Annotated in this window: 8 protein-coding genes; 2 read left to right on the forward strand and 6 right to left on the reverse strand. The window is 49.5% G+C overall.

Annotated features, from left to right (window positions below):
- Positions 1–745: 745 nt before the first annotated feature.
- From csdE to FC652_RS12550, 4 genes are all read right to left on the reverse strand, one after another.
- Positions 746–1,174, reverse strand: coding sequence for a cysteine desulfurase sulfur acceptor subunit CsdE (csdE, locus tag FC652_RS12535; RefSeq protein WP_176298845.1), 429 nt, complete (start codon positions 1,172–1,174; stop codon positions 746–748).
- Between the two features lie 80 nt (positions 1,175–1,254).
- A complete protein-coding gene (tcdA, locus tag FC652_RS12540; RefSeq protein ID WP_043877295.1) occupies positions 1,255–2,064 on the reverse strand; it encodes a tRNA cyclic N6-threonylcarbamoyladenosine(37) synthase TcdA in 810 nt (269 codons plus the stop codon).
- An 81-nt stretch (positions 2,065–2,145) separates the two neighbouring features.
- The gene (gene mltA / locus FC652_RS12545) at positions 2,146–3,246 is read right to left on the reverse strand and encodes a murein transglycosylase A (protein WP_176298915.1); all 1,101 of its coding nucleotides are present in this window, start codon (positions 3,244–3,246) and stop codon (positions 2,146–2,148) included.
- 161 nt (positions 3,247–3,407) lie between these two features.
- Positions 3,408–3,875 carry a DUF2850 domain-containing protein gene (locus FC652_RS12550; protein ID WP_176298846.1) on the reverse strand — a complete coding sequence of 156 codons (468 nt, stop codon included), beginning with the start codon at positions 3,873–3,875 and terminating at the stop codon, positions 3,408–3,410.
- 169 nt (positions 3,876–4,044) lie between these two features.
- Between FC652_RS12550 and argA the strand changes: the two genes are divergently transcribed.
- Both argA and FC652_RS12560 read left to right on the forward strand, forming a co-directional pair.
- Positions 4,045–5,382: an amino-acid N-acetyltransferase gene (gene argA, locus FC652_RS12555; protein WP_176298847.1), complete on the forward strand. Its 1,338-nt coding sequence runs from the start codon at positions 4,045–4,047 to the stop codon at positions 5,380–5,382.
- Between the two features lie 226 nt (positions 5,383–5,608).
- A complete protein-coding gene (locus FC652_RS12560) occupies positions 5,609–5,791 on the forward strand; it encodes a hypothetical protein (RefSeq protein WP_011079706.1) in 183 nt (60 codons plus the stop codon).
- A 60-nt stretch (positions 5,792–5,851) separates the two neighbouring features.
- Here FC652_RS12560 and recD read toward each other — a convergent pair whose 3' ends face one another.
- The gene (recD, locus tag FC652_RS12565; protein WP_176298848.1) at positions 5,852–7,972 is read right to left on the reverse strand and encodes an exodeoxyribonuclease V subunit alpha; all 2,121 of its coding nucleotides are present in this window, start codon (positions 7,970–7,972) and stop codon (positions 5,852–5,854) included.
- Positions 7,969–11,589: an exodeoxyribonuclease V subunit beta gene (gene recB / locus FC652_RS12570; protein WP_176298849.1), complete on the reverse strand. Its 3,621-nt coding sequence runs from the start codon at positions 11,587–11,589 to the stop codon at positions 7,969–7,971. Before recB ends, recD begins: the two co-directional genes overlap by 4 nt.
- Between the last annotated feature and the right edge of the window lie 194 nt (positions 11,590–11,783).

An 11,783-nucleotide genomic window follows, 5' to 3' on the forward strand; every position in this document is an offset into this window, starting at 1 on the left:
CGACTCAAAACATCCTCTCGCTTTAAATGGGTCCCCGCGTTCGCGAAGATGACAAGCAAAAGCCAAGGGCGATAAGAAATCTCGTTACTTTCTATGTCCGTCATTCCCGCGCAGGCGGGAATCCATTTCTCAGCAAGCGCTGAGCGCACGCTTTTCGTCAGTTAAATCACCTCACAAACATCCTCTCGCTTTAAATGGCTCCCCGCGTTCGCGAGGATGACAAGTAAAAGCGAGGGCGATAAGAAATCTCGTTACTTTCTATATCCGTCATTCCCGCGCAGGCGGGAATCCATTTCTCAGCAAGCGCTGAGCACACGCTTTTCGTCGGTTTAATCAACTCAAAACATCCTCTCGCTTTAAAATGGGTCCCCGCGTTCGCGAAGATGACAAGCAAAAGCCAAGGGCGATAAGAAATCTCGTTACTTTCTATATCCGTCATTCCCGCGCAGGCGGGAATCCATTCCTCAGCAAGCGCTGAGCGCACGCTTTTCGTCGGTTTAATCGACTCAAAACATCCTCTCGCTTTAAAATGTGTCCCCGCGTTCGCGAGGACGAGAAGCAAAAGCGAGATGAATTCGGTCGCTGCCCGCAGAGGCAAGAATGACAGGCCAAATGAAAGCCATCAGAAAGGCGAAAGTGATGAGAAAGAATAGAGATAGAAAAAGAGGGGAAAATAAGAAATGTCAGAACAGGGCAGGCGTGCGAAAACCGACATAGATGCTCGCTACGCCTTCAACAACTAAAACTAGCTCGCGATATTTTTAATCTGCTCAACAATCGCTTTAAGGCCATTGCCGCGTGATGGACTCAAGTGGGCAATTAAGCCTAACTGCTCAAAGTAAGCTTCAATATCAAAGGCTTGGACCTGCTCTGCCGTTTTACCGTTGTAGGCAGCTAAGACTAAAGCAATTAAACCACGAACGATTCTCGCGTCTGAGTCGGCACAAAACGTCCACATTCCGCCGTCTTGTTCTGCCACTAACCAAACTTGGCTTTCGCAGCCTGCAACCATAACCTGCTCAGATTTCAACGCATCAGGCATCACTGGCAATTTTTTACCCCATTGAATCACCTGGCGATAGCGGTCTTCCCAACCTTTGAATTGCTGCATGGTTGCGACGATATCCGCACTGGTAATCTCGTTACCAAATGGCGAGGCTGGCAAATTCGACATGGCTAGGCTCCTACACAATAGGGATTAAAAGTGATGATGAGATAAAGCGGCGTCAGAAAACCGCTTGGTATTAGAGGCTGTTAGTTTTTATGCTTTTGGATCAGCTTTTCAACGATACGCGCCACCGCGACAAAACCAAAGGTCGCGGTCACTACTGTCGCGGCACCAAAACCGCTGGCACAATCCATGCGCTTTGGACCTTCCGCCGTTGATTTTACGTTACAAACGGAACCATCCGCTTGTGGGTATTTTAGCTGCTCAGTGGAAAAGACACAGTCAATACCAAACTTTCGTGCAGGATTTTTTGGAAAGTTATGATGGCGACGCAAGGTATCCTTGATCTTCTTCGCCAGTGGATCTTGGATGGTTTTAGTCAAATCCGCCACTTGGATTTGTGTCGGGTCCACTTGCCCCCCAGCACCACCGACGGTGATCACTTTGATTTTGTTACTGCGACAGTAAGCCAGTAAAGAAGCTTTTGCTTTGACGCTGTCAATGGCATCTAGTACATAATCAAACTCTTTGCTGAGGTATTCGTGTTGATTGTCAGGTGTGATGAAATCGTCAATCAGATTCACTTTACACTCTGGGTTAATGAGTTTGACGCGCTCTGCCATCACTTCAATCTTGCTTTGGCCGACCGTTCCCGTCATCGCATGAATTTGACGGTTAATATTGGTCACACACACGTCATCCATATCGATGAGCGTCAGTTCGCCGATACCTGTGCGGGCAAGGGCTTCTACCGCCCAAGAGCCAACACCACCAATGCCAATCACACAGACATGGGCTGCACGAAGAATCTCGACTTCGCTGTTGCCGTATAGACGGCGCGTACCACCAAAACGTTGGTTGTAGCTATCAGAAGCAGGAGTATCAAGTTCGCGCATAGTGATGATTCCAAAGTCGCCAGAAAAACAAAGAGTGCGATTTATACGCACTCTTCAACAAAATGTCCAGATAGAGAAACGCTATTGTAGCTTTTCTGGTGGCAAAGCCCAAGGCGCTTGCGTTGGAGAGTTTTCCAAGCCCAATTTCCACACACGGCCAAAGTGTTTGTAATGGCCCGCTTCGGTGCCCGCTCGTGGACCCATTCCGTGGTAGAGGTCGAGATGATTCTGTTTTACCGCGCCACCGGTATCGAGCACGATTAACAAACGCAGTTGATGCGCACCACTCCAAGTACCGTCCGCATTCAGCAATGGCACTTCCGCCAAGATCGGCGTCCCCATTGGGAAAATTGTGCGATCGCCCGCCACAGAAGCCATAGGTAATAGCGGGATACCTGCACTCCCCGTTACCGGCGCGGCAGCGCGAGGTTCAAAGAACACAAAAGAGGGATTTTGCTCGAGCAGTTCTTGAACGGTAGCTTCATCGTTTGCAAGCACCCAATCTTTGATCGCTTTCAACGACATCTTCTCTCTTGCGACTTGATCGCGTTCAATCAACACGCGGCCAATACTCACATAGGCTTTGTTATTTTTTCCCGCGTAGGCGAAGTATTCCAATGTATCGTCATCTTCAAAATGAACAAAGCCGCTGCCCTGCACTTCCATGATAAACGGGTCAATCATATTCTCTGCATAGCCCAGTTCGAGCCCTAAGCCATCGAGTGCCCCATCGTAGATCTGAGCTCGCGTCGGGCAATCTTCACTGCAATCGGGTTTCGCGTAAACTGGGTATTTAAAACGTTCATCGGCTTGATGGCGCAGCTCCATTACTGGTGAAAAATAGCCAGTAAACAGCACGTTACCTTGCTTATCTCCCCCGCCTAACTGGGCCGTTTCGATGCCATAAGCACCGAGTTCGCTCGGGTCACCACTTTGCAGTACCCACTCATTTAAACGCTCATAAAGCGGTTGATACAAGTTGGCCAGACTAGGTGAATTGCTGATCACCGCTTCAGATTGACGTTGAAATTCGGTGAAGTCGCGAGGTTTGTCCGATCTCACAACATCGACTCGATTGAGCACATCACTGAACTCATTGTCGAGATACTGCTGTGCACGATCGGTTGGCTGAGCACAGCCGAACAAAAGAACAGAGGCTAACAGCGGGAAATACGCTTTCATTAGGAATGGTTGTCCATGAATTAGAGTTTGCAGCAGCATGACAAAGTCGAATTTTAAGTGCAAATGAAAAAGGGATGCGATTGCAGTCCCTTACAAAAAAATGACCTAATTTGTATGCAAAACCATCGGTTTGGGAGCCTGGTCACGCAGCTTTTCTGCGCTTATCGAAGCGAAAGGCTCTGTTTGCCTTCCAATTGGAAAACGGGCTGGTAGTGAGCATCATCGTCAAGCTTCATTTCAATGTAGTGCTGACCAACAAAACGGAAGCGACGTGTTTCCCCTCCTGAGCGATACTCAAAGTACTTGCCATCAAAATCGAATGTCGTGGTCACCAAGGAGCCATTAACAGTGACCCCATTCTCGTTCAACAACAAGACTTCTCGGGCATAAGGCGCCACATCCTGTTCAACCCATTTGCCATAAATCATGCTCTTGGGCATTGGCGGATTCACTAAGCGCGTAATTAAATCGCCATACATCAATAAGACAATCACCGTTCCAACAAGGGCGATACTCATGAGAACCCGCTCTAGTAATTTGCGCTTTTTACGACGCAGTTCCTCGATGATCGCCGGGTTGCTGGTCACTGACTTTTTACTGGCAGAAGAAGGCATTTTTTTCTCGTTCATGTTTACAAGCCGCCTATGTTACACCGCTGGTCAAAGCAAACAACTCACTGAGATCAACAGTGATGGAAATAGCTTCGATACAGATTCTTCTTAATTGATGAAAAACCGCTTGCCAACAAAAGAATAAAAAGACAAAATTTCAGCATAAATAATCACAAGGAAGTCAATTGTGAAGATTCGCAGCACTGCATTAGTTAAAGGTTTTAGACAATCCACCCCATACGTGAACGCGCACCGTGGCAAAACCATGGTTATTCTCCTTGGCGGAGAAGCAATCGCTGACAAAAACTTCAGCAATATCATTAATGATATTGCTCTTATGCACAGTTTAGGGGTGAAAATAGTTTTGGTGTATGGTGCCAGACCACAAATCAATCAACTGCTTGATAAGCAGTCGAGTCAAACACCTTACCATAAACATATTCGTGTCACTGACGAAAACTCACTTTCAATAGTTATGCAAGCTGCCGGACAGCTACAACTGGCGATCACCGCCAGCCTCTCCATGAGCTTGAATAATACACCGATGGCAGGAACGCACCTCAATGTGGTCAGTGGAAATTTTGTCATCGCTCAACCATTAGGTATAGATGAAGGTGTCGATTACTGCCACAGTGGCCGTATTCGTCGCATTGATACCGAGGCCATTAATCGTACTTTGGATCAAGGCTCCATCGTGCTGCTGGGGCCGATTGCCAGCTCGGTGACTGGTGAATGCTTTAACTTGCTTTCTGAAGAAGTCGCGACTCAAGTGGCGATCAAACTCAAAGCCGACAAGTTGATTGGTTTTTGTTCGGAGCAAGGGGTCATTGACGACAATGGCAACGCCGTTGCCGAGCTGTTTCCTAGCGACGCAGAGAAGTTCATTCAAAAGCTCTCGATTGACGTGGATCCAGAAAGTGACTTCCACTCCGGTACATTGCGCTTTCTCAAAGGCGCTGTTTCCGCTTGCCGCGCAGGCGTTCCCCGTAGCCATCTCATCAGTTACAAGATCGATGGTGCGTTGATCCAAGAGCTGTTTTCGTTTGACGGTATCGGCACGCAAGTGGTCATGGCCAGTGCAGAACAAGTTCGTCAAGCGTGCATTGATGATATTGGTGGCATTCTTGAGTTGATCCGCCCTCTCGAGGAACAAGGTATTTTGGTGCGTCGCTCACGCGAGCAGTTAGAGCAAGAAGTTGAGCGTTTCACTATTATCGAAAAGGATGGTCTGATCATCGGCTGCGCGGCACTCTACCCCTACATAGACGAACGAATGGCAGAAATGGCTTGTGTGGCGATCCATCAAGATTACCGCGACGGAAACCGAGGGCTGCTCTTGCTTAACTACATGAAGCACCGCTCGAAATCCATTGGCATTGATCAGATTTTTGTTCTCACCACGCACAGTGTGCACTGGTTCCGTGAACAAGGTTTCTATGAGATTGGCGTTGATTCGCTGCCAATGGCGAAGAAGAATTTGTACAACTATCAACGTCGCTCAAAAATTTTAGCGTTACCTATATAGGTTATTGCCTAGAACTTCATGCTGATTAGCGAGGTGAACACCATATGCAATGCATTACATTTAAATTGACCATAATTTGCGCTTTTTTTCATCAAGCGACTCGTCTATAATCCTGCGCAAATCGGGGTTAACCCGAGCCAAGGAACTTGGTGACGAGACACCGCACGGACTGCTCGATTCATTACTTACCCAGTAAGCTGGGATTAAGCAATCAAAGAGCATTACTATGAGAACGATTATTTGTAATTCGCTGCAAAGCTTTTGGGACATGGCTGATAACCAGTTTCTTGAGGGGCTAGATGTTCATTGCGTCTTCCCAGTAACAGAAGCACTTCGAGAGTTCATTTTGAACTACAAAGAGCAATACCACATTCGCAGCATTACTTTTACGCAAGCATTTCAACGCTAGTTAGAATGTGAAAGGCTGGAAGTGACCTACTTCTAGCCTTTTTTCTTTCCATTATCTTGTCTACCCAATCAGCCCAAGACGCTTAGGCAGGCCGCTCGCTCGCTGGGTTTTTATCTTGATACCCCGTTTCAGAACTTGGAGATCGACATACAGCGCTAAACGCTTTTTCGCTCGAGTAATGCCCGTGTAGATCAGCTCTCGCGTCAGTATTGGGCTGAAATCGGCAGGCAAAATCATTAAGGTAAAATCAAATTCGCTGCCTTGCGATTTATGTATTGTCATCGCATAGGCTGTTTCATGTTCTGGTACTCGGCTTGGTAATACCGCTTTAACGCTGCCGTCAGCCAACTCAAAATAGACTTTTAGACGCGGGTCTTCATCAGTGTCATCCCACATGCAGATGCCAATGTCGCCGTTGTAAAGCCCAAGCGCGTAGTCATTACGCGTCACCATCACAGGCCTGCCGTGATACCAAATCTCGTCCTTCACTTTAATCAAATTCCGCGCAGCTAAGGCTCTTTCAATGCGAAGGTTAAGCCCGGCCACACCAAAATTCCCTTCACGTACGGCACAAAGTAACCGGCAACGATGAAACAAATTCAGTCCCGCTTTGGCTCGATCAGCACTGCTTTCTCTCTCTTTGGGTTCAAGATGCTGCTGAGTTAAGGCAATGCGAGCAAGATAATGTGAGTACTCACTCACTAGTGTTTGCAACATATGGTTGTAATGGCTGGCATCCAATGGATGATGCGCGATATCGCTAAACTCTCGCTGCCATACACTCTCTAACGCCGCCACTGAACCTGCATTGATCGCTTTTGCCAATTGGCCAATCCCTGAGCGAGCGTCAAAACGATAGCTCTTTTGCAACATACACAAGCTATCTGCAACTGGTGCTAAACGGCTGGCACTCTTTGGCAGCGCTTGATAACCCGTTAACTTCGCGAGCGTTGCCGCTTGCTCTGCGCTGTATCCGGAAGCAGAAAATGCGCAGATATCCCCCAGCACCGCCCCCGCTTCAACGGAGGCCAACTGATCTTTATCACCGAGTAAAATCAAACGAGCATGTTTAGGCAGCGCGTCAATCACTTTATACATCATCGAAAGATCGACCATTGAAGCTTCGTCCACGACCAGCACATCCAAATGCAGCGGGTTTTGACTGTGATGACGAAACTCGGCACTGCCGGGGATCGCGCCTAACAAGCGATGTAACGTTGAGGCTTCAGTGGGAATCAACGCCTTTAAACTCGGCTCTACAGCCAAAGATTGCACCGCTTTGCCGATGGATTCGGTCAAACGCGCCGCCGCTTTACCCGTTGGCGCCACCAAACGAATGGTGGGCGTTTGCGCTCCAGCTTGCTCAATCAGCGCCGCCAACAATTTCGTGACGGTGGTGGTTTTGCCTGTTCCCGGCCCCCCAGAGATCACGGCAAAACGACGCGTCAACGCCACTGCGGCAGCTACCTTTTGCCAATTAATGCAGGCCGCATGAGGCACAAGATGATCCAGCGCGTTGAGATCTGAGACTTTGCTTACTTGGCTAAGCACTTGTTCAATCGCCGTCCAATCCAAACGGTGCTCTTCAACCACGTCGAGAAAATCACACACCCATTGCTGTCGCTGCACTTGGGTACTGCCGCTCACTTGCGCGGCAATCAGCGTGTCGAACAAAAAGCGGTAATCGCGCGCGAACAATCGATCCAGCAGCGCTGACAACGATGCCGCCGAGCTGGCATTAAGCTCAACACCGTGGCTTAATTGATTAAGTGTTTGCGCCAAAACGACTTCATAGTGCCAATAGCGATGCAGATAAACTCGTTCACCATCGAACATCAAGGGCACCGCTTCCCCTTGCGTGCCGACCAAGCCACTGGTTTGCAGCAACGCTCGCCAGTCGATCAGCTGAAACTGGGCGTTCAGCTCTGTGGCCGCCTCACCAAACAGGCCAATTTTGCTGGCCAATTCACAGACTTGGCCAAGTTCATCAAACAGAGGCAAGCAAATATGCCCTTTGCCTAACTCAGCACTGACCGCAGCGGCCAACAGCGCTAATCCGCTGTGCTGACTCTGCTCGCCAATAAAGCGCGCAAATTGATAATCCAATAAGCGCAGGTAGCCTTGTTGGGCTTGCTGTTCAAGCATCAACAGCGTCGCTTGGAGTGACCCATTCAACATCATAGTAACTCCATCTGACCACCTTGGGTCGATCTAGGTTGAGGCTCAAGACCGTCAATCAAACGGTCCATTTCCGTTAATAAATCCAACGAAGGCTTGGCAGAAAAAATACCGTGTTCACTTTCGCCATCCATACCACGAAGAAACAGATAATAGACGCCACCAAAATGATGCTGATAATCATAGCTGGCCAAACGGCTGCGCAGAAAACGGTGTAGCGCCAACGCATAGATTTGGTATTGCAAATCGTAGCGATGATCCACCATCGCCCCTTGCAATGCCTCACCGTGATAGAAATGTACAGCATCCCCTAGATGGTTGGATTTCCAGTCCAATACGTAATATTTGCCTTGGTGTTCAAACACCAAATCAATAAAGCCTTTGAGCATGCCTTGCACCGTTTGGAAACCCAGATCCCCCGCACGAGCCGAGAGGGGGTCATGGCGCTGAATGACTTGGTTTAAACTGGCGGCGCTGAGCACTTCTATCGGCAATAAGAACTCCATTTCCACCAGACGCTGTGAAGGCGTTTTCTGGTTAAGGTACAGATGTTTACCATCAAGTGGCGTCGACAACACGGTATCCACCAGCTGCTGTAAAACGGGCAACCATTCAAGGTCGATCAAGTTTTTTTCCATCAGATCGCTGATCACTTGACGATTCTGTTCAGAGTCCGCCGCTTGAGTAAACTCCACCTCTTCAAACAGCGAGTGCAAAAACGTACCGGCGCTGGCACCACGGGGGAAGGTAAAAATCGATTTCTCCACTTCTTGAACTGGCGCTTGCGGATCTTCGGCGGAAGAGTCGATATCAAACCCCACCACCTCTAAACTGGCATCGTAGTCGCTTTGATGGATCCCTTGCTTGACCAAGCCGGAGTAACTGGTAATGCGCCATAAACGATCGATAGGCGTGGCCAGCTCTTGCGCAGAGAGCGCCAACGCGGGCGTTGTGATAGGTTGATATTGCTCATCTGGCAAGGTTGGTGGTGAGGTAACGACAATGCTGTCTGACTGCGTTTGCTGTCCTGCCAACGCTTGTTGCAGCGTGGCAATTCCCCCTTCTTGACCATTTTGCACCAAATACCCCATAGCACTGCGATGCACGCCCGTTGGCTCTTTCGTGGAGCGACCGTTGCGCAGTGGCGCCGCGCCAATGAAACAGCCATAAACGGCGCGAGTGAGCGCCACATAAATAAGGCGTAAGTCTTCCGCCAATCGTTCTTTGTCCGCTTGTTGCAACGCAGCATCACTGGCGGTGATATCTAACACGGTGCGATCGGTTTGCGCATCGTAAAACTTCGCTTCGCTGGCTTCGCGATGAGCAAAGACAAACGGGAGAAAAACCAAATCGTACTCAAGCCCTTTTGATTTGTGGATGGTGACGATCTGCACCAAGTTCCGTTCCGATTCGAGGCGTTGGATCTGCTCATCGCTGCCGCCAATACCATTGTGCGCATCGCTGATGGCTTGAGCAAACCAACGCAACAAACCGTGGTCGCTGTCGATCTCATTGCTTGCTTGCTGCAGCAGTTCCGCCAAATGCATCAGGTCAGTGAGTGTGCGCTCACCTTCTTGCTGAGTCAGCAGTCGCTCCGCAATATGGCGTTTGGCCATCACTGCTCGGAGCATCGGCATCACACCACGAGAAAGCCACAGCTTGCGGTATTCTTTAAACTCACTGAGCGCTTTTTCCCACGCATTTTCATCGTTATTCAATTTATCCAGACTGGCGGCATCAAGGGCAAACAGCTCACAAGCCAACGCCGCCCGCAATGCACGGTCGTCTTCACTGGTGAGCACCGCTTGCAATATGCGCTGAACATCTTGCGCGACGGGGCTGAGAAAAACGCTGTCGCGGTTCGAGAGATAGACACTGGCGATGCCTTGCTTAGCGAGAGTTTGCTTAATCAATCGCCCTTCGCTGCCGGTTCGTACCAACACCGCAATGTCACCCGCTTGAATAGCGTGCTGTTGCTCACCTTGCTGGAATGACGCCTGACCTTGCTGTGAGAGCGTCAGAATCTGCTGAATCTGACTGGCGGTCGCCTCGGCCATCGCTTGCTGATATTCCCCTTTCGCCACGGGTTTTTCTTCGCACTCTTGTAACCAGTAGGTCAGGGCTGGCTGCTTTTGGCCTGCCATGTTCCAAATGCGCTGATCCGCTTTGGGGCTAGCGTTGACAGGCAAGAAAGGGATGTCTTGATCATAGATGAACGGGCTATCAGGCTGCTGAAATATCTGGTTCACCGCTGAAACCATCTCAGCACTGGAGCGCCAGTTTGTTCCCAAGGTGTAGTGGGCACTCACTTGGTTACGCGCTTTGATGTAAGTGAAGATATCCGCCCCACGGAAGCCGTAAATTGCCTGCTTCGGGTCGCCGATCATAAACAGCCCAGTTTGTGGGTGATCCAAATAAATACGGCTAAAGATGCTGTATTGCAAAGGGTCGGTATCTTGGAACTCGTCAATCATGGCAACGGGATAAAGCGTACGAATTCGACTTGCCAATAACTGCGCTTCATCTTGATCGATCGCCGCGGACAAACGCGTTAACAAATCGTCAAACGACAAACGCTGTTTCTGCTCTTTGGCTTTCGCCAGCCATACGCGACATTGCTCAATCGCGTGTGCCAACAAAGGGGCTTTCAAGCTGGCCGGATTGGCCAAAAACGCGTCAATTTGCTCAAATAGCGGATGCGTTGGCGCAGTGCCTTTGGCTGTTTTGGCCAGCAGCTCGCTTTGTGCAAATTTGGCCAGCTTATCTGGGTAGTGGTAATCAAAGGTTTCGCTCTCTGCCCACTGGTTAACCGTTTCCAACCAATCCGGTAGGGATTTTTTGGTGTAACTGCGTTTGTTGATATCAGATTGTTCTATGAGCGTTTGCAATTCAGGCTGCGCCGCTCGCCAAGCACTTTTTAGTTGCGTAATTTTTTGCAGGTTGTCTTGATGCAACGCCGCGAGATCGCCACTCATCGCGTTGACGCTCAGCGCCAATGGCGCACCAGTGAGATAGCGGCCAATGTCGCTCAACAACGCTGCGGGTGAGCCCCAAATCTGGCGCACCTCACCTGCCAATGCGGTGGGCAAGGGATAGAAATTGCGTCGCCAATAATCGGCCACCACTTGTGCTTTTAGCTGGCTCTCATCGGTGACAAATTCGTTGTTAAAACGGCTGCCGGATTCAAACGCATTTTGCGTGAGCATCCGTTGGCAAAAACCGTGAATGGTGAACACCGCCGCTTCGTCCATTTGCCTTTCGGCTTGCAGCAAAATGGCGGCGGCCTGCTTGTGATCGGGAAAGTCACGCAGCAGCGGCTCAATGACGGGATCTTGGCTTTCTCCTCGAGCAAATGCCAAACGCGCATCGTGAATACGCGCACGAATGCGATCACGCAACTCACCTGTTGCGGCTTCGGTAAAGGTCACGACCAAGATTTGATCCACAGTCAGTGGGACTTGATGACGCGTCTCTTCACTGCCATGCCCAAGCAGTAAGCGTAAATACAATCCAGCAATGGTGAAAGTTTTACCTGTCCCCGCCGACGCTTCAATTAACCTTGCGCCATGCAATGGAAAGGTCATGGTTTGTAACGGGGTTGGCTCGGGCTTGTGCGTCATCTTGCTCAATTTCTCCGGATCATCTGCTGTTTGAACTGTGATCAAACATCAAAAACGCTATCAATTTGTCTAAAGTGTTTAAATATTAGGATGTTGTGGGATCTGACTCACGGAACATCCTCGCCGCACTGGGTAGTATGCGCCTCACGAGTTCAAAGGGTTCGACACGAACCACTCAACCGAATCATGGTCCC

The sequence above is a fragment of the Vibrio sp. 05-20-BW147 genome, assembly GCF_013369385.1.
Lineage (GTDB): Bacteria > Pseudomonadota > Gammaproteobacteria > Enterobacterales > Vibrionaceae > Vibrio > Vibrio floridensis.